This is a genomic window from Actinokineospora sp. UV203, assembly GCF_056323665.1.
In genome coordinates, this window is sequence record NZ_CM150484.1 from 2,321,195 (window position 1) to 2,338,902 (window position 17,708).

General features: G+C 69.3%; 19 protein-coding genes. 10 read left to right on the forward strand and 9 right to left on the reverse strand.

Annotated elements, in window-relative coordinates; genetic code table 11:
* The first annotated feature begins 30 nt into the window (after positions 1-30).
* Complete coding sequence (locus ACUZ2Y_RS10655; RefSeq protein WP_476329351.1) at positions 31-1,020, forward strand: aldo/keto reductase family protein; 990 nt, start codon at positions 31-33, stop codon at positions 1,018-1,020.
* Between the two features lies 1 nt (position 1,021).
* On the opposite strand, the gene ACUZ2Y_RS10660 is transcribed toward ACUZ2Y_RS10655, so the two are convergent.
* On the reverse strand, positions 1,022-1,222 hold the full coding sequence (locus ACUZ2Y_RS10660; protein ID WP_476329353.1) for a hypothetical protein: 201 nt from the start codon (positions 1,220-1,222) through the stop codon (positions 1,022-1,024).
* A gap of 25 nt (positions 1,223-1,247) precedes the next feature.
* Here ACUZ2Y_RS10660 and ACUZ2Y_RS10665 point away from each other — a divergent pair, with 25 nt between their 5' ends.
* The 3 genes from ACUZ2Y_RS10665 to ACUZ2Y_RS10675 are packed head-to-tail and all read left to right on the forward strand — an operon-like array spanning position 1,248 to position 3,599.
* Complete coding sequence (locus ACUZ2Y_RS10665; RefSeq protein WP_476329355.1) at positions 1,248-1,778, forward strand: bifunctional adenosylcobinamide kinase/adenosylcobinamide-phosphate guanylyltransferase; 531 nt, start codon at positions 1,248-1,250, stop codon at positions 1,776-1,778.
* A gap of 27 nt (positions 1,779-1,805) precedes the next feature.
* Entirely contained in the window at positions 1,806-2,861 is a 1,056-nt protein-coding gene (cobT, locus tag ACUZ2Y_RS10670) for a nicotinate-nucleotide--dimethylbenzimidazole phosphoribosyltransferase (RefSeq protein ID WP_476329357.1), read from the forward strand.
* Positions 2,862-2,864: 3 nt separating this feature from the next.
* Complete coding sequence (locus ACUZ2Y_RS10675) at positions 2,865-3,599, forward strand: adenosylcobinamide-GDP ribazoletransferase (RefSeq protein ID WP_476329359.1); 735 nt, start codon at positions 2,865-2,867, stop codon at positions 3,597-3,599.
* Between the two features lie 116 nt (positions 3,600-3,715).
* Here ACUZ2Y_RS10675 and ACUZ2Y_RS10680 read toward each other — a convergent pair whose 3' ends face one another.
* Positions 3,716-4,822: a branched-chain amino acid aminotransferase gene (locus ACUZ2Y_RS10680; protein ID WP_476329361.1), complete on the reverse strand. Its 1,107-nt coding sequence runs from the start codon at positions 4,820-4,822 to the stop codon at positions 3,716-3,718.
* Positions 4,823-4,884: 62 nt separating this feature from the next.
* Positions 4,885-6,024, reverse strand: coding sequence for an APC family permease (locus ACUZ2Y_RS10685; RefSeq protein WP_476329363.1), 1,140 nt, complete (start codon positions 6,022-6,024; stop codon positions 4,885-4,887).
* A gap of 239 nt (positions 6,025-6,263) precedes the next feature.
* Here ACUZ2Y_RS10685 and ACUZ2Y_RS10690 point away from each other — a divergent pair, with 239 nt between their 5' ends.
* Complete coding sequence (locus ACUZ2Y_RS10690) at positions 6,264-7,754, forward strand: leucyl aminopeptidase (RefSeq protein WP_476329365.1); 1,491 nt, start codon at positions 6,264-6,266, stop codon at positions 7,752-7,754.
* A 182-nt stretch (positions 7,755-7,936) separates the two neighbouring features.
* On the opposite strand, the gene ACUZ2Y_RS10695 is transcribed toward ACUZ2Y_RS10690, so the two are convergent.
* Complete coding sequence (locus tag ACUZ2Y_RS10695) at positions 7,937-8,260, reverse strand: oxidoreductase (RefSeq protein ID WP_476329367.1); 324 nt, start codon at positions 8,258-8,260, stop codon at positions 7,937-7,939.
* 184 nt (positions 8,261-8,444) lie between these two features.
* On the opposite strand from ACUZ2Y_RS10695, the gene lpdA reads away from it, so the two are divergent.
* The 5 genes from lpdA to lipB all read left to right on the forward strand — a co-directional run bounded on the left by lpdA (position 8,445) and on the right by lipB (position 13,915).
* The gene (gene lpdA, locus ACUZ2Y_RS10700; RefSeq protein WP_476329369.1) at positions 8,445-9,815 is read left to right on the forward strand and encodes a dihydrolipoyl dehydrogenase; all 1,371 of its coding nucleotides are present in this window, start codon (positions 8,445-8,447) and stop codon (positions 9,813-9,815) included.
* A gap of 63 nt (positions 9,816-9,878) precedes the next feature.
* A complete protein-coding gene (sucB, locus tag ACUZ2Y_RS10705) occupies positions 9,879-11,603 on the forward strand; it encodes a 2-oxoglutarate dehydrogenase, E2 component, dihydrolipoamide succinyltransferase (RefSeq protein WP_476329371.1) in 1,725 nt (574 codons plus the stop codon).
* A 102-nt stretch (positions 11,604-11,705) separates the two neighbouring features.
* Positions 11,706-12,590, forward strand: a complete 885-nt coding sequence (locus ACUZ2Y_RS10710) for a TIGR01777 family oxidoreductase (RefSeq protein WP_476329373.1) — start codon at positions 11,706-11,708, stop codon at positions 12,588-12,590.
* Positions 12,587-13,171 carry a phosphatase PAP2 family protein gene (locus tag ACUZ2Y_RS10715; RefSeq protein WP_476329375.1) on the forward strand — a complete coding sequence of 195 codons (585 nt, stop codon included), beginning with the start codon at positions 12,587-12,589 and terminating at the stop codon, positions 13,169-13,171. The genes ACUZ2Y_RS10710 and ACUZ2Y_RS10715 overlap by 4 nt, the downstream gene beginning before the upstream one ends.
* 9 nt (positions 13,172-13,180) lie before the next feature.
* On the forward strand, positions 13,181-13,915 hold the full coding sequence (gene lipB / locus ACUZ2Y_RS10720) for a lipoyl(octanoyl) transferase LipB (RefSeq protein ID WP_476329377.1): 735 nt from the start codon (positions 13,181-13,183) through the stop codon (positions 13,913-13,915).
* Here lipB and ACUZ2Y_RS10725 read toward each other — a convergent pair.
* The 5 genes from ACUZ2Y_RS10725 to ACUZ2Y_RS10745 are packed head-to-tail and all read right to left on the reverse strand — an operon-like array spanning position 13,896 to position 17,640.
* Positions 13,896-14,903: a hypothetical protein gene (locus ACUZ2Y_RS10725; protein ID WP_476329379.1), complete on the reverse strand. Its 1,008-nt coding sequence runs from the start codon at positions 14,901-14,903 to the stop codon at positions 13,896-13,898. The two genes, lipB and ACUZ2Y_RS10725, sit on opposite strands and share 20 nt — an antisense overlap.
* Entirely contained in the window at positions 14,900-15,637 is a 738-nt protein-coding gene (locus ACUZ2Y_RS10730) for a hypothetical protein (protein ID WP_476329381.1), read from the reverse strand. The genes ACUZ2Y_RS10725 and ACUZ2Y_RS10730 overlap by 4 nt, the downstream gene beginning before the upstream one ends.
* The gene (locus ACUZ2Y_RS10735) at positions 15,526-15,912 is read right to left on the reverse strand and encodes a hypothetical protein (protein WP_476329383.1); all 387 of its coding nucleotides are present in this window, start codon (positions 15,910-15,912) and stop codon (positions 15,526-15,528) included. The genes ACUZ2Y_RS10730 and ACUZ2Y_RS10735 overlap by 112 nt, the downstream gene beginning before the upstream one ends.
* Positions 15,909-17,018, reverse strand: coding sequence for a hypothetical protein (locus tag ACUZ2Y_RS10740; protein WP_476329384.1), 1,110 nt, complete (start codon positions 17,016-17,018; stop codon positions 15,909-15,911). Before ACUZ2Y_RS10740 ends, ACUZ2Y_RS10735 begins: the two co-directional genes overlap by 4 nt.
* The gene (locus tag ACUZ2Y_RS10745) at positions 16,999-17,640 is read right to left on the reverse strand and encodes a TetR/AcrR family transcriptional regulator (protein WP_476331715.1); all 642 of its coding nucleotides are present in this window, start codon (positions 17,638-17,640) and stop codon (positions 16,999-17,001) included. Before ACUZ2Y_RS10745 ends, ACUZ2Y_RS10740 begins: the two co-directional genes overlap by 20 nt.
* Positions 17,641-17,708 lie beyond the last annotated feature (68 nt).

Genomic DNA, 17,708 nt, shown 5'->3' on the forward strand with positions numbered 1-17,708 from the left:
TTCTTTAGCAACGCGAAGTAGGTTGGCGATATGGAGTTTCGTCGACTTGGCCGTAGCGGCCTCAATGTCAGTGAGATCTCGTACGGCAACTGGCTGACCCACGGGTCCCAGGTGGAGGAAGACGCCGCGCACGCCTGCGTGCGGGCCGCCCTGGACTCGGGCATCACGACTTTCGACACCGCCGACGTCTACGCCAACACAAAGGCGGAGTCGGTCCTCGGTCGCGCGCTCAAGGGTGAGCGCCGCGAGGGGCTGGAGATCTTCACCAAGGTCTTCTGGCCGACCGGCCCCGGCGGCCCCAACGACAAAGGCTTGGGCCGCAAGCACATCATGGAATCCGCGCACGCCTCGCTGCGCAGGCTCGAGACCGACTACGTCGACCTCTACCAGGCGCACCGGTACGACCGGACCGTGCCGCTGGAGGAGACGATGCTGGCCTTCGCCGACCTCGTGCGGCAGGGCAAGGTCCTCTACATCGGCGTCTCGGAGTGGACCGCCGAGCAGATCACCCGGGGCGCGGCGCTGGCCCGGGAGCTCAACGTCCCGCTGATCTCCAGCCAGCCGCAGTACTCGATGCTGTGGCGGGTCATCGAGGAGCAGGTCGTGCCCGCGTGCGAGCGGGAGGGCATCTCGCAGATCGTGTGGTCGCCGATCGCGCAGGGCGTGCTCACCGGCAAGTACAAGCCGGGCGCGGAGCTTCCCGCCGGGTCGCGCGCGACCGACGAGTCCGGCGGCAAGAACATGATTTCCCGCTGGCTGCGCGACGACGTCCTGACCGCGGTGCAGAACTTGGAGCCGCTGGCAAAGGAAGCGGATCTCTCCCTGGCCCAGCTGGCGGTGGCGTGGGTTCTGCAGAACCCGAACGTGGCGTCGGCGATCATCGGCGCCTCGCGGCCGGAGCAGGTCACCGAGAACGTCAAGGCGGCCGGGGTCAAGCTCGACGCCGACCTGTTGGCCAAGATCGACGACGTGCTCGATGGCGTCATCGAGCGCGACCCCCGGATGACCCAGACTCCCTGAGTCAGGCGGGCGGGTGCAGGCTCATCGGGCCGTAGATCTCGGTGGTGCCCTCCATCAGGTAGACCTGATCGACCCCGAGGTCGAGGAGTTGCGGCCAAGTCGCGCTGAACCACTCCTCGGCCTCGGTGTGGTCGTCGAAGGCCTTGTCGGGTCCCTCGACCTCGGTGCCTGAAGCGTTCTCGTACCGCCAGCGGAAGCTCACGACACCAACGGTAACGTGCCGCGCCGTGAACAGGACCCTTGTGCTGGGCGGCGCGCGCTCGGGAAAGTCGGCGCACGCCGAAGGCCTGCTGCCCGGCACCGAGGCCACCTACCTGGCGACCGCCCGGCGCATCGACGGCGACGCCGACTGGGACGCCCGGATCGACCGGCACATCGCCTCCCGCCCGGCATCGTGGCGCACGGTCGAGACCCCGGACACGGACGCCCTGGTGGCGGCCCTCGACGCGGCTCGACCCGACGACCCACCGCTGCTCGTCGACGACATCGCGACCTGGCTCACCGGCGCCCTCGACGACGCCCGGGCCTGGGAGCACGCCGTCGATCTGGCCCCGGAGCGCGACCGGCTGGTCACCGCCGTCGCCCACTGCGCGGCCCGGCTGGTGATCGTCTCGGCGGAGGTCGGCCTGGGTGTCATCCCGGAGACCCGCTCTGGCAGGCTCTTCCGCGATGAGCTCGGAGCGGTCAACGCGTCCCTGGCCGAGGTGTGCACCGAGGTGCTGCTCCTGGTCGCGGGCCTGCCGCTGCGGCTGAAGTGAGTTCCTGACACCCGGAGGTAGCTCGCGGTGAGCACCGTGTTCCCATCCGTCGACCCCCCCAGCGAAGCCGCCCGCCGCGAGGCCGTGGCCAGGCACGAGACCCTGACCAAGCCGCTCGGGGCACTCGGCAAACTGGAGGAACTCGGCGTCTGGGTCGCGTCCTGCCAGGGTGTGTGCCCGCCGAAGCCGTTCACCCGCCCCCGCGTCGTGGTGTTCGCGGGCGACCACGGCATCGCCAAGCACGGCGTGTCGGCCTACCCGAGCGAAGTGACCGCCCAGATGGTCGCGAACTTCCTCACCGGCGGCGCCGCCATCAACGTCCTCGCCGCCCAGGCGGGCGCCACGGTGCGAGTCGTGGACATGGCGGTGGACTCCGATGGCGAGGGCCTGCCGGAGCAGGTCTCCGCCCACAAGGTGCGACGGTCATCGGGTTCGATCGACCGCGAGGACGCCCTCACCCAGGACGAGGTCGAAGCCGCCATCACCGCGGGCCGAGCCATCGCCGACGAGGAGATCGACGGCGGCGCGGACCTGCTGGTGGCGGGCGACATGGGCATCGGCAACACCACGCCGTCCTCCATCCTGATCGCCGCACTCACCGGCGCCGAACCGGTCGCCGTGGTCGGCCGGGGCACCGGCATCGACGACCAGGCATGGATGCGCAAGGCCACCGCCATCCGCGACGGCCTCCGCCGGGCCCGCAAGGTCAGCGCCGACCCGGTCGCCCTCCTGCGCACCGCCGCGGGCGCCGACATCGCCGCCATGGCCGCTTTCCTGGCCCAGGCCGCGGTCCGCCGCACCCCGGTGATCCTCGACGGTGTCGTGGCGGGCGCGGCCGCTCTGGTCGCCGAGGAACTGGCTCCGGGAGCGTCCCTGTGGTGGGTCGCGGGCCACCGCTCAGTCGAGCCCGCCCACACCTTGGTCCTCGACCAGCTCAACCTCACCCCCTTGCTGGAGATGGACATGCGCCTGGGCGAGGGCTCCGGAGCCGCCGCGGCGATCCCCCTGGTCACCATGGCCACCCGCATCCTGGCCGAAATGGCCACCTTCACCGACGCCGGAGTCACCGAGCGGTCGGAGTAGCCGATGCGGCTCGCGCTGTCCTGGCTCACGGTCCTCCCGTTCCACACGAACAAGGTCGACCGCGCCGCCGCTCGCACAGCGATAGCCGTCGCCCCCGTAGTCGGCCTGCTGCTGGGCCTCACCGCAGCAGGCCTGCTCTACGCCGCCCACAAAGCAGGCATGCCCCCGCTCCTTGCCGGTCTGCTCACCGTCGGCTTCCTGGCCCTGGCCACCAGAGGAATGCACCTCGACGGCTTGGCGGACACCGCGGACGGCCTCGGCTGCTACGGCCCCCCGGAACGAGCCCTGGCGGTCATGAAGGACGGCGGCGCAGGCCCCTTCGCCGTGGTCACCCTGATAGTCGTCCTAGGCGCACAGGCAACAGCCTTCGCCGCCCTCACACCAGACCGATGGCCGGCCGTGGTCCTAGCCATCACCGCAGGACGAACAGCCTTCGCAGCGTGCTGCCTCAAGGGCCTGAAACCAGCAAGACCAGAAGGCCTAGGCGCCCTGGTAGCAGGCACCCAACCTTGGTGGATCCCAACAGCCTGGCTGGCAGCTCTCACAGCAGCAGCCACACAAGCAATCCCAAACAACCTCTGGCTCGCCCCCACAGCGATCGCAATAGCCGCACTCACCGCAACAGTCTTCATCCGCCACACAATAAAAAGATTCGGCGGCATAACGGGAGACACCCTGGGTGCCACCTGTGAACTGACAACAACGATAGTCCTGATAACAACGACACTAGCCCAGTAGCCCAGACCCCACCCTGCCCCTCTCCAAAGCAAAAAACATGGCGGGGATGAATTTGTCAAGGCATCTCTCCCGCCTTGACAAATTCATCCCCGCCATAGTCACACTAAAAAGAGGGGCTACTCAGCTGAAGAAGGAGCATCCACAAGCGTCGACATCCACCCATGCGGATCAGACGCACCACGCTGCAAAGAAGTAAGAGCAGAACGAAGCGACGAAGTCACCGAACCAGTAGCACCACCAGAAACACTGAACGTGCCACCAGCATGCTTGACATGCCCAACCGGAGTGATCACCGCGGCGGTCCCGCAAGCGAAGACCTCAGTCAACTCGCCGGACTCGGCCTTCTTCTCCCACTCCTCAGTGGAAATCCGCCGCTCCTCCACCGTGCATCCAAGATCCACAGCCAACCGCAGCAGCGAATCCCGGGTGATCCCCGGAAGCAGGGCGCCGGAAAGCTCAGGCGTCACAATGCGGTCGCCGAAGACGAAGAAGAGATTCATCCCGCCCATCTCTTCCACCCACCGCCGCTCGACCGCGTCAAGCCACACGACCTGATCGCAGCCCTCAGCGGCCGCCTGCGCCTGCGCCACCAGCGAAGCCGCGTAATTCCCGGCGAACTTCGCCGCACCGGTACCGCCCGGCGCCGCCCGCACATATTCCGTCGACAGCCACACCGTCACCGGCTTGATTCCGCCGGCGAAATACGACCCGGCGGGCGAGGCGATCAACACGTACAGGTATTCCGACGCGGGTCGCACCCCCAAGCCGGCCTCGGTGGAAATCATGAACGGCCGCAAGTACAGCGACTCTTCGTCAGCGGAGGGAACCCACCGTGAGTCAATGGAGACAAGCTCACGAATCGACTCGAGGAACAGCTCATCCGGCAGCTCCGGCATAGCGATCCGGCGCGCGGAGGCGCGGAAACGCTCGGCGTTGGCCTCGGGCCGGAACGACGCGATCGAGCCGTCGGGCTGCCGATAGGCTTTGAGGCCTTCGAAGATCGCCTGACCGTAGTGCAGGACCATCGCGGAAGGGTCGAGTGTGATCGAGCCGTAGGGCTCGACTCGGGCGTCATGCCAGCCGTGCTCGCGGGAGTAGCGAATCGTCACCATGTGGTCGGTGAAGTGCTGCCCGAAGCCTGGCTTGGCCAGTACCTCCGCAACCCTTTCCGGGGTGGCCGGCTGGGGGTTGGGAGTCCGTGCGAACGGCAACGTAGGCGTCATAGGGGAACGGTATCTCTCCCGCGCCGGCGGGAAAATCGGTATCCCGACTTTTGGACGTGCTACTAAGCGCGATCAGCCTTTCGTGCACTCAGCGTGCACAGGAGTGTGCCGACGAGAACCACTCCGACCGCGCTGAGCAACGAGACCACACTGATGTTGACCGCCACGATCACCGAAAGAGCGAGTCCGCAGCACCCGGTGCGCACCCACGTCGACCGCTGGGCCCGACACAGCGAGCGGGCGGCGGAGTTGACGAACGCGTAGGACACGAGCACCAGACACGCTGACAGCGCCACCGCGTCCGCCGGGGGCATCCATGTGGCCACCCCTCCCGCGACTCCCACGAGCAGCAGGACCGGACCGAACAGGCCGCCGGTATCGGGCAAGTCCCCTGTCTCGCCCATGTCGAGAACGGAGTCCATCGCTCCTGCGACCAAGAAGTAGAGCGCGAGGAATCCCCCCACCGCCGCCAAGCCGACAGTGAGCATGTCGTTGAACGAGGACGCGTCCGCGGCGGCAAGCATGTCGCGCAGCGGGACGGGCGAGAGCGCCAGGCGCGGACCACCAACCTGGCGCAGCGCCACGATCATGACCAGGAGCGTTCCCAGGGCCGTGATCCCCACAGCCGTCACAGCCGAGCGCGCGCTGCGGCACGCCGGCCGGTCGAGGCTGAGGAAGGCGAAGAACAGCAAGCCCGCAGCGGCCAGGACTCCGGTCGGTTCATTCGATCCGATGACACCCGATTGGCTGATTGTGAGGTGCTCGACGGGGGCGATGGTGAGGCCGACGGCAACAAGAACACCAATTGTGACGATCAACACAATCGCTGCGGCGCTCCACAACGGCGCCAGCCGCTTGGCCCCCACCATGTGCGCGGAATAGGCCATGCCAGCGAGCAGCAGGCAGTAAAGCCCGGCCGATCCTCTCGGCGCCACGTAAGCGGTGATCATGTTCGCGACGGCGCCCATCGCCACGACCCGACCGGTCACTCCGAGCACACCGGCTAGCCTTCCCGGCACAACGCCCAACCGCTCTCTGACGTGCAGATACGCACTCTGTGGACCGGAAGCGGCGGTGAGGTCGGAGAGTGAGATTGCGGTCATGGAAGCGACCACGGCGGCGAGCACGAGACCGGCGAGCGACCACCACCCAGCCTCGGCCACCGCGGGCGAAATCGCCGCGAGCGCGCCCGCCGCGAGCATCCCGGCAACGGTGCCGAGAGGCGTCCCGACGGCCCGCGCCACCTGCTGTCCTATCGCTGTCACGGGCACAACCGTGCCAGACCGGTTGCCAAATCTCCATCGGCCTGCCGGCTGAATCCCCTCGACAAGTCGTTAGCATTCGTCACCACCTGGTCAGGCCGACCCGCCTGATCAGGCAGGCCCGGGTCCCACAAGGACTCTCCCCCCGAGCCTTCCCCGAACGACCGAGGAGCACATCTGTGACCGCCCCCAAGCTGGCCCTGGCGACCGCGCCGGTGTCCGAGGCCACCGTCGACGCCATCGTGATCGGCACCGTCCAGAACGGTGCGGGCGTCGCGCTCGCCCCCGGCGGCGAGTTGGTGGACGCGGCGTTCGATGGTTCCCTGACCGACCTGCTGAGCACGCTGGGCGCGACCGGCAAGGCGGGCGAGGTCATCAAGCTGCCGACGCTCGGCAAGCTCCCCGCCGCCCTGGTCGTGGCCGCGGGTCTGGGCAAGGCCGACGACGGGATCACCGCGGAGCAGGTGCGGCGCGCGTCCGGTGCCGCCGCCCGCGCCCTGTCCGACAGCAAGCGCGTGGCGACGACGCTCTCCAGCGTCGACCTGCACGCCGCCGTGGAGGGCACCATCCTGGGCGCCTACCGGTTCACCGGTTACAAGTCGGAGCCGAAGAACGGTCAGCTCGCGAAGGTCGACCTGGCCAGCCCGGCCGAGGGCGCGGCGAAGGACCACCGCGCGACCCTCAAGGCCGCGACCGCGATCGCCGAGGCCGTCGCGACGGCCCGCGACTTCGTGAACACCCCGCCCAACGACTTGTTCCCCGCGTCGTTCGCCGAGAAGGCCGCCGCGCTGGCCAAGGCCGTGGGCGTCGAGGTCGAGATCCTCGACGAGAAGGCGCTGCGCAAAGGCGGCTTCGGCGGCATCCTGGGCGTCGGCACCGGCTCCACCCGCCAGCCGCGCCTGGTCCGGCTCACCTACAGGGGCCCGAAGGCGAAGAAGAAGGTCGCGCTCGTCGGCAAAGGCATCACGTTCGACACCGGCGGCATCTCGATCAAGCCCGCGGCCAACATGGAGCAGATGACCTCCGACATGAGCGGCGCCGCCGCCGTGATCGCGACGGTCGTCCTCGCCGCGAAGCTGAAGTACCCGCTGGAGATCACCGCGACCGTGCCGATGGCGGAGAACATGCCCTCGGGCGCCGCCTACCGCCCGGGCGACGTGCTGACGATGTACGGCGGCAAGACCGTCGAGATCCTCAACACCGACGCCGAGGGCCGCCTGATCCTGTCCGACGCGATCGTGCGCGCGTGCGAGGACAACCCCGATTACCTGATCGAGACGTCGACGCTGACCGGCGCGCAGCTGGTCGCCCTGGGCAGCCGGACCTGCGGGATCATGGGCTCCGACGAGTTCCGCGACCGCGTGGCGGGCATCGCGCAGGCCACCGGCGAGGGCGGTTGGGCGATGCCGCTGCCCGAGGAGCTGCGGGCCGACCTCGACTCCCGCCTGGCCGACCTGGCCAACGTCACCGGCCACCGCTGGGGCGGAATGCTCGCCGCGGGCATCTTCCTGCGCGAGTTCGTGTCCGAAGGCACCCCGTGGGCGCACATCGACTGCGCCGGCCCGGCCTACAACACCGGCGAGCCGTGGGGCTACACGTCCTCCGGCGGCACCGGCCTCCCCGTCCGCACCCTCGCCGCAGTCCTGGCCGACATAGCCGCAAACGGCTAACCCCCAAAGTCGCGAGTCGCCCCGCCAGGCAAACGAGTCGCCCCGTCAGGCAAGTGAGTTCAACATTCGGGCAGGCGAGTTCAACAGTTGTGCCACCGAGTGACATAGGCCGTTGCCGCCCGAATGTTGAACTCACTTGCCTGGCGGGGCGACTCGTTTGCCTGGCGGGGCGACTCGCGGGGTTAGCGGGATTCGCGCTTTTGGCGGGCCATGTAGTCGCGCATGCGTTGGGGGTAGCCGACCTTGGCTACCTCGTAGATCGGCATCGCGCGCTTTTTGGCGAAGGCGAAAGCGGCCTCCGGGTCGGCGATGCGGCGCCGCGTCCACTCGCCGTCGTGGGCGACCAGCACGATTGTCGTGTCCGTCACGTTCGTCTTCGGCTCCACGAACGCCTCGACGCCGGTGCGGCTGTTCGCCCACGCGTCGAGGTGACTCGTGTCCTCCTTGGTCGCACCGCGCAGCACACCCGGCTTGCGCTTGCGCCGCAGGGAGTCGAAAACCCCCATGTCCGCCACCTCCGAAACTCCGTCTGCGTCCATTGTCCCGGTGAATGGCCCGGCACAGGCCCGGGACCCCCGGCCACCTCGCAAGCCTGCCTCCCATAGTGACAAGATGGCGTGTGGTGGCGAGCCGTCGTCCGCGGCGTCGCGCCCACTGGAAAACAACGCTGTCGCTTGTCGAGGAGACCCCGTGACTGACACCTCCGCTGACCTGGTGATCCTGGGAGGCGGGTCCGGAGGCTACGCCTGCGCGTTCCGCGCGGCCGGGCTAGGACTCTCCGTCATCCTGATCGAGAAAGACAAGGTCGGTGGGACCTGCCTGCACCGAGGCTGCATTCCGACCAAGGCGCTGCTGCACGCCGCGGAGGTCGCCGACATCGCGCGCGAGGGCGACCAGTTCGGTGTGAAGACCTCGCTCGAAGGCATCGACATGAACGGTGTCAACAGCTACAAGGACGGCATCGTCGCGGGCCTGCACAAGGGCCTGCTGGGCCTGGTCAAGGCAAACAAGGTGACCCTTGTGGAGGGTGCGGGCAAGTTCGTCGGCCCGAACACCGTCGAGGTCGGCGGCACCCGATACACCGGCAAGAACGTCGTGCTGGCCACCGGCTCGTACGCCAAGACGCTGCCCGGCCTCGACATCGGCGGCCGCATCGTCACCAGCGACCAGGCGCTCGGCCTCGACTACGTGCCGGAGAAGGTCGTCGTCCTCGGCGGCGGCGTCATCGGCGTCGAGTTCGCCAGCGTGTGGCGCTCCTTCGGCGCGGACGTGACCATCGTCGAGGCGCTGCCCCGGCTGGTCCCGCTGGAGGACGAGTGGGCCTCCAAGCAGGTCGAGCGCGCGTTCCGCAAGCGCGGCATCAAGTTCAAGACCGGCGTCCGCTTCAGTGGCGCCACCCAGACCGACCAAAACGTCACAGTCACCCTGGAGTCCGGCGAGACCTTCGACGCCGACCTGCTGCTCGTCGCGGTCGGCCGCGGCCCCAGCAGCTCGGGCGTGGGCTACGAGGAGGCCGGGCTGAACATGGACCGCGGCTTCGTCCTGACCGACGAGCGGCTGCGCACCAACCTGCCGAACGTCTTCGCGGTCGGCGACCTGGTCCCCGGCCTGCAGCTGGCCCACCGCGGCTTCCAGCAGGGCATCTTCATCGCCGAGGAGATCGCCGGGCTCAACCCGAAGGTGATCGACGAGGCGGGCATCCCCAAGGTCACCTACTGCAACCCGGAGGTGGCCTCGGTCGGCCTGTCCGAGGCGCAGGCCAAGGAGAAGTACGGCTCCGCCGAGACGCTGGTCTACAACCTCGCGGGCAACGGCAAGAGCCAGATCCTCAAGACCAGCGGCGGCATCAAGCTGATCAAGGCGCCCGACGGCCCCGTCGTCGGCGTGACCATGGTCGGCGAGCGGGTCGGCGAACTCATCGGTGAGGCCCAGCTGATCTACAGCTGGGAGGCCTACCCGGAGGACGTCGCGCCGCTCATCCACGCGCACCCCACCCAGAACGAAGCCATGGGCGAGGCGTTCCTCGCTCTGGCGGGCAAGCCCCTGCACGTGCACGGCTGACCGCCGGACGGCTCAGCCCACCAGTCAGCCAAACGCAGAACAGCACGAGGAGTCCACGAAACCATGGCGTTCTCCGTAGAGATGCCGGCGCTCGGGGAGAGCGTCACCGAAGGCACCGTCACCCGGTGGCTGAAGCAAGAGGGCGACACCGTCGAGGTCGACGAGCCGTTGCTGGAGGTGTCGACCGACAAGGTCGACACCGAGATCCCGTCGCCGGTCGCAGGTACCCTGCAGAAGATCGTCGCGCAGGAGGACGAGACCGTCGCCGTGGGCGCCGAGCTCGCGGTGATCGGTGACGGGGCGGCCGACTCGGCTCCCGCCCCCGCGGCGGCCGAGCCCGAGCCGCAGGCGGCCCCCGAGCCCGAGTCCGAGCCGGAATCCGCTCCCGAAACCGAGGCAGCGCCGACCGAGGGTCCCTCGCCCGCCGAGGACGCCCCCACCGGCAACGGCAAGGGCACCGACGTGACCATGCCCGCGCTGGGCGAGAGCGTCACCGAGGGCACCGTCACCCGCTGGCTCAAGCAGGTCGGCGAGACCGTCGAGGTCGACGAGCCGCTGCTGGAGGTGTCCACCGACAAGGTCGACACCGAGATCCCGTCGCCGGTCGCAGGCACCCTGCTCGAGATCACCGCGGGCGAGGACTCCACCGTCGACGTCGGCGGCAAGCTCGGCGTGATCGGTGCGGCAGGCGCCGCTCCGGCGGAGGCCCCGGCTCCGGCCAAGGCCCCCGAGCCCGAGGCGCCCAAGCAGGCTCCCCCCGCTGAGCAGGCGCCGCCTGCCCAGCAGGAGCCCGCACAGGCCGCTCCGGCCCCGCAGGCTCCGGCCGCTCCCCCGGTGAACGCGCCCGCCAACGACAACGCCCCCTACGTGACCCCGCTCGTGCGCAAGCTCGCGGCGGAGAACAACATCGACCTCGCGTCGGTGAAGGGCACCGGCGTCGGCGGCCGCATCCGCAAGCAGGACGTCCTCGAGGCTGCCGAGGCCGCCAAGGCGCCCAAGCCCGCCGCCGCGGCCCCTGCCTCCGCTCCCGCCGCGAGCAAGGCCCCCGCCGGGCCGGACTCCTCGCTGCGCGGCACGACGCAGAAGATGTCGCGACTGCGCCAGACGGTCTCGCGCCGCATGGTCGAGTCGCTGCAGACCGCGGCCCAGCTCACCCAGGTCGTCGAGGTCGACGTGACCAAGATCGCGAAGCTGCGGTCCAAGGCCAAGTCCGCCTTCGAGCAGCGCGAGGGCGTCAAGCTGACGTTCCTGCCGTTCTTCGCCAAGGCGACCGTCGAGGCGCTCAAGCAGCACCCGAAGCTCAACGCCTCCATCAGCGAGGACGGCACCGAGGTCACCTACCACGGCGCGGAGAACCTCGGCATCGCCGTGGACACCGACCGCGGCCTGCTGACCCCGGCCATCCGCGACGCGGGCGGGCTGAACATCGCGGGCCTCGCGCACAAGATCGCCGATGTCGCCGAGCGCACCAGGGCGAACAAGGTCACCCCGGACGAGCTGTTCGGCGCCACGTTCAACCTGACCAACCTGGGCAGCCAGGGCGCGCTGTGGGACTCGCCGATCATCCAGCTGCCGCAGGTGGGCATCCTGGGCGTCGGCCTGGTCGTCAAGCGGCCCGTGGTGCTGACCGACGAGAACGGCGACGACACGATCGCCATCCGCTCGATGGTCTACCTCGCGCTGACCTATGACCACCGGCTGGTCGACGGCGCCGACGCGGGCCGCTTCCTCACCGCGGTCAAGAACCGCCTGGAAGAGGGCGCGTTCGAGAACGAGCTTGGGCTCTAAGCACCCGTTCCACACCGCTGGGCCGTCCCGACCGGGGCGGCCCAGCGGCGTTTCCGCCTACCCGATCAAGCGTCCCCTTGGGATATTCGGCACGATCGGGTCATGCGCGTAGTCGTCGCCGGCTCGTCCGGCCTCATCGGGACCGCACTCGTCACCAGGCTCCGCAAGGACGGGCACGAGGTGCTCCGGCTGGTCCGCCGCACCCCGCACGCGCCCGACGAGCGCGAGTGGGACCCGCCCGCGGGCCGAATGGACCCCGGCGTGCTCGACGGTGTCGACGCGGTGGTCAACCTGTGCGGCGCGGGCATCGCCGACCGGCGGTGGAGCCAGGCCCGCAAACAGGTGCTGCTCGACAGCCGGATCGAGCCCACCGAGGTGCTGGCCGCGAAGATCGCCGAGACCGGTGTGCCGGTGCTGCTCAACGCCTCCGCCGTCGGCGTCTACGGCGACACGGGCGCCTCGACGGTCGACGAGTCCGCGCCGATCGGACGCGGGTTCCTCGCCGAGCTGTGCGCGCACTGGGAGGGCGCCACGGAGCCCGCGAAGGCGGCGGGCACCCGGGTCGTGCTGGCCCGCACCGCGTCGGTCCTGTCCCGCAAGGGCGGCCTGCTCGGGCCGCTGCGGCCGCTGTTCGCCGTGGCGCTGGGCGGCAAGCTCGGCAGCGGCGAGCAGTACATGCCGTGGATCCACCTCGACGACCACGTCGGCGGGCTGGTGTACCTGCTGGGCGGCGATGTCGCCGGGCCGGTCAACCTGGTCGGCCCGACGCCCGCGACGAACGCGGAGTTCACCGCCGCGTTCGGCCGGGTCAAGCGCCGCCCGGCTCCTTTCACCGTGCCGCGCTTCGCCCTCAAGGCCGCGCTGGGCGACCTGGCCGACGAGATCCTGCTCAGCCAGCGGGTCGTGCCGAAGGTGTTGCTGGACAAGGGCTTCACCTTCACGTTCAGCACTGTCGGGGCCGCGCTGGAGGCGGTCGAAGGGCAGTGAGGGCGCTCGGCGCGGCCCTGGTGATCGCCTTCGTCCTGCTCGGCTTGGTGGTGTCAGGACCGGTCCCGGACGTCGACCGGTTCGTCGCCGACACCGTGGGCGACGGCTTGGGGCTGCGGGCCGTGGCGTCGACCGTGACGGTCGTGCTCGGGCCGCTCCTGCCCGTGGTCGCCATGGTCGGGCTGCTGGTGGCGGCGGCGCTCGTGCGCGCCAGGGCCGGGCTGCTGCTGCGCGCGGTGCTCCTGCTGGCGGCGTGCCGGGCGGTGTCGCTGGTCAAGCCGCTGTTCGAGCGGGCCCGGCCGACGGACTACCCGGATTTCAGCTTCCCCAGCGGGCACGTGGTGTCGGTGGCGTCGGTGGGGTTCACCGCGGTCGTCCTGTGCGCGTGGCTGGCCCGTGAGCGGGTGCGGATGGCGGTGCTGGTGTCGGCCACGGCTGTGGTCCTCGCCGCACTCTGTCGGGTGATCCTCGACGTGCACTGGGTGACGGACCTGGTCGGAGCCACCCTCGGGGTGGTCGGCGTCGGTCTGCTGACCGCGGTCGCGCTGCGGCTGCTGCCGGTGCCGAAACCGACGGCGTAGGGTCGCGGGGTGAGCACAGCGAACATCTCCTGTCGCGCCGACACCCGACCGGTCTCGGTGCGCGAGGTCGGCACCATCGACTACCTCGAGGCCTGGGACCTGCAGCGCGACCTCGCGCACGCCCGCGCCGACGGCACCGGCGAGGACACCCTCCTGCTGCTGGAGCACCCGTCGGTCTACACCGCGGGCAAGCGCACCGAACCCGACGAGCGGCCCGACGACGGCACCCCGGTGATCGACGTCGACCGCGGCGGCAAGATCACTTGGCACGGCCCCGGCCAGCTCGTCGGCTACCCGATCGTCATGCTGTCCGACCCGGTCGATGTGGTCCAGTACGTCCGGCGCATCGAGGAAGCCCTCATCGCCGTGTGCGCGAAGCTGGGTCTGCGCACCGGACGGGTGGAGGGCCGCAGCGGTGTATGGCTGCCCGCCGACGAGACCCGCCCGGAACGCAAGATCGCCGCCATCGGCATCCGCGTGCAGCGCGGCGTCACCATGCACGGCTTCGAGATCAACTGCGACGCCGACCTGGGCGCGTTCGACCGGATCGTCCCCTGCGGCATCCGCGACGCCGGTGTCACGTCCCTGTCGAGGGAACTCGGCCGCACGGTCACGGTCGCCGAGGTGCTCCCGCTGGCCCGCGCGCTGGTCCTGGACGCGCTGGAAGGCGCGCTTCCGGTGTCCGCCCACTGGCTGGACAAGCCGGAGCCCGCCAGCCCGGGTGTCACGTTCGCACTGAGCTGACCTTCGCCACCGCGAGCAACGGGTAGCCGGGGAACCCCACCGCCAGGGTCTTCCCCGGCTCCGGCTGGTCGGAGAACCAGAGGGACTCGGCTTCGTGCGCGGCAGCAAGCAGGTCGATCGACGCGTTGGGCATCGACAGCGGAGACGATGTCCCGTCGTCGAACCACACCCGACCGGCGGCGTCGGTGTGTCCGCCATGCCCGACGCCCCACGGCTTCAGGGTCACGTCGAACGGCGCCCACTCGGCATCCGCCACGATCTTGGGCAGATGCCGGTCGAGGAACTTGTGCCGAGCGATGAAGAGCGCGACAGCCCCTCCGGTCAGTGAACCGAGGATCGCCCAGCTTCCGCCGAACGCGGCGATCCACGTCGCGCCCCACACCGACAAACCGCCGAATATCCAGATCGGCACCAGTGATCGCGCACGCAGACGGGCGGCGGCGAGGGCTGTGACGTCCCCCGTCACGTCGGCGGACGACGAGCCACCCGCCCGAACCCGCCGCGCAGGCAACAGAACTCGCGAGCCGTCGACACGAACGGATGCCCAACCCGACTTGTCCGGGCCGACAACCCACACCCGCCCGGTCCGCGCGATCAACGCGTGATGGGCGGCGGTCAACTGGGTCACCCGCAGCGCCGTGCCGTCGTCGAGGCGCACATCCGAGTTCCACCATGGCTTGCCCGCACGCGCCACCCGTGCGGTGACCGGGCGCCAGGCCTCCAGCCGCAGAAGGCGCCCCCCGGGGCGCAGCCAGCGAACCCACAGCTGGATGCGCGCGGCGACGAAGAGCGAGACCACGCCGAAGATGACGATGAGGGGCACCGGATTCCGGTCGTCGCCCACCGACAGCACGAACCAGCCCGACAACGGCAAAAGCACGCCGACACAGACGACGCCGATCCCGTCCTTGCGCTGGGCGCGGAAAAGGGCGGCGGTCGTCGGGTCGTCCATCGCCGGTCGGTCGGTTCGCGGCTCGGTGACAGTCATCGGATCGTCGCCACGCCGAGCAGCGGATACCCGGGGAATCCCACCGCTACGGTCTTCCCGCTCTCCGGCACCGCCGAGAACCACACGGTTCCCCGTTCGTAGATGGTGCCGAGCAGATCGACAGTGACGTTGGGCATTCGCAGGGCGAGCGAGCGACCGTCCGGCAGTCCGACCACGCCCTCAGCCGTCGAAGTGCCGTCTTCCCGCCAAAACCACGGGTTCATCGAGACCGGCAGCTCACACCAGTCGGCGTCCGCCACCAGGGCGGGCAGCCGTCGATCGATGAACGCGGTCCGACCCCGTTGGACCAGCACGCAAACGGGCACGGCGATGATGCCCGCCATGGACAGCGATGGGGCGCCCAGCACCACCATGGCGATCATCCAGAGGACCACGGCAAGCGAGCAGCGCAAGAAAAACGAGGAACGGACACGCATTCTCGCGGCCGTGAGCGCCGTGACGTCGCCCGCCTCGACCGCGGGCGTCCTCCGCGACTCATCGACCTGCCGGGCGGGGAACGCCACGTGGGAGCCGTCCACGCGCACCGACGCCCAGCCCTTGTCGTCCGGCCCGACGACCCACACCCGAGCGGTCCGGGCGATCAGCGCATGATGCGCCGCGGTCAGATTGCTGACCCGCAGCAGAGTCTCACCGTCGCACTCGACGACGAGGTGAACGTCGGTCTGCCCGCGCGCACGACCCGTGCCGCCACCGGCCGCCAAGGTCGCGTCCACATCAACGCCGCCGCGCGGGGAACCCACAACATCCAGAGCCACGCGGCTCCCGCCGTGCCGATCCAGCAGATGACCACGGCACTCGCGAGCGGATACGGGTTCTCCCACAACGAAGCCGCGACGACGAGCCAAGGGCCGAACCCGAAGGTGACAACGACGCAGTAGAACAGCAGCCGCCACCTGAGCTTCTGCTTGAGCCCTAACAGGATCGCGGTGGTCGGGTCCATCGTGGCCGGGCTGTCCTGGGCGGGCTCGTGGAGCGTGGCGACGGTCATCGGATCACCGCCACGGCCGGCAGCGGGTACCCGGGGTATCCGGCGGCCATGGTCTTGCCCGGCTCCGGCTCCCCCGCGAACCACAGCGTGCCGGTGTCCCACACCGTCCCGAGCAGGTCCACCGACGCCGAGCGCATGTCGGCGGTCAACATCCGCCCGTCCGCGAGCCGGATCATCGCCGATGCCTCAGCGGTGTCGTCGATCCGCGCCTGCCACGGCCGCAGATTCGCCTGCGCCATGGTCCACGGTCCGGCACCGACCAAGTCCGGGAGCCTGGCCAGCGCGGACCTTCGTCGACCGAAGACCACCACTACGGCCGCCAGAGTCCCCAGGCCGATAGTCAGGATCAACACGATCACAAGGCTCGGGTTGATCCAGATGACCACGGCAGCGAAAGCCGCCATCGGCGTCAGAACTGCCCACGGCGTCCACGCGACCGAACGGAACCGACGGCTCCACAGCTCAGTGACGTCCATGTCCAGGGCAACCGGTTTGGGCTCGCGTGGCCTGCGGGGCACCCGCGCAGGCCACGGCTCGTGCGAACCGGCGATGCGAATCACCGCGTTCCGGCCGACCGGGCCGACCATCCACACCGTCGCGGTGCGGGTGATCACCGCGTGATGGGCTCGAGTCAGGCCGGTCACAACCAACTGGACAGCGGTATCGCCGTCAGTCACCTCGATCCGGCTGGTCACCCATCTCCGGTTCTCCCGCACGACGCGCGCCCCCACCTGCCGCCAGGCCTGCTCTCGCAGCAGTCGCTCGCCCACCGGGAGCCAACTGTGTGACAGCCGACGATCCAGCATTGTCATCACCAGCACGACGCTGTGGGTCGACGACAACAGCCACGGCGAGGCCGGCGTGAGCACCGCGAGCAACAGCAAGAGCACGCAGAACAAGCTCTGGTAGGTGAGATTGACCGTGTTCAGCTTCCGGCGAGACCCGCGGTTGCGCAGCAAGATGGCCGTGGTCGGGTCGGATAGTGCCGGACGGTCGGTGAATGGCGCGCGGACGACGTCCGTGGTCGGTTCGATCTCGGCCTCCCCAGTGAGCTCACCAGGGAAATCGCCGGTGACCTGCCAGACGTTATCCGCGCAGGCGCCCAACCGGGGCGACCGCGTCCCCCGACTCAGGCGCTGCCTGCGTACGCAGGCCCGCCAGCACGCGGGTGATCGTGGTGCCGACCTCCGCGGCCGCCTTCTTCGGGTCCTCGGAGCCCGCGATGATCGTGGCGCCGGACGACAGGGCGCCGAAGAGGATGCGCGAGGTCACCTCGATGGGCAATTCCTCGATTTCGCCCGCCTCGATCAGCGACTCCAGCGCGGCCTTCACAATCCCGTAACTGAAATGTTCCTCCGCTTCACGCCACCGTTCCCATCCCATCACCACGGGACCCTCGTGGATGACGATTCGCTGATACGACGGTTCCATGCACATTTTGATATACGCCTGGATGCCGGCCATAGCCCTGTCCCAAGCGCTGCCGGGCCCGGCGACGACTTCCGCCAAACGGCCCATCACCGCCGTCTCCACGGCCCCGAAAGCGGCTTCGAACAGGGCTTGTTTGCCGCTGAAGTGGTGATAGAGCGCACCCTTCGTCACCCGGGCGCGTTTGGCGATGACATCGAGGGATGTAGCGGAATACCCACGCTTGGTGAACAAATACACCGCGGAGTCCACGAGGGCCTGCCTGGTGTTTTCGCTGTAATCCACTCGCCTCGACTGCACTGTCGCCATATTCACAACGGTACGACATACCGGCGGTACGTACCCATGGTAGGTTGGCCGTATCGGTT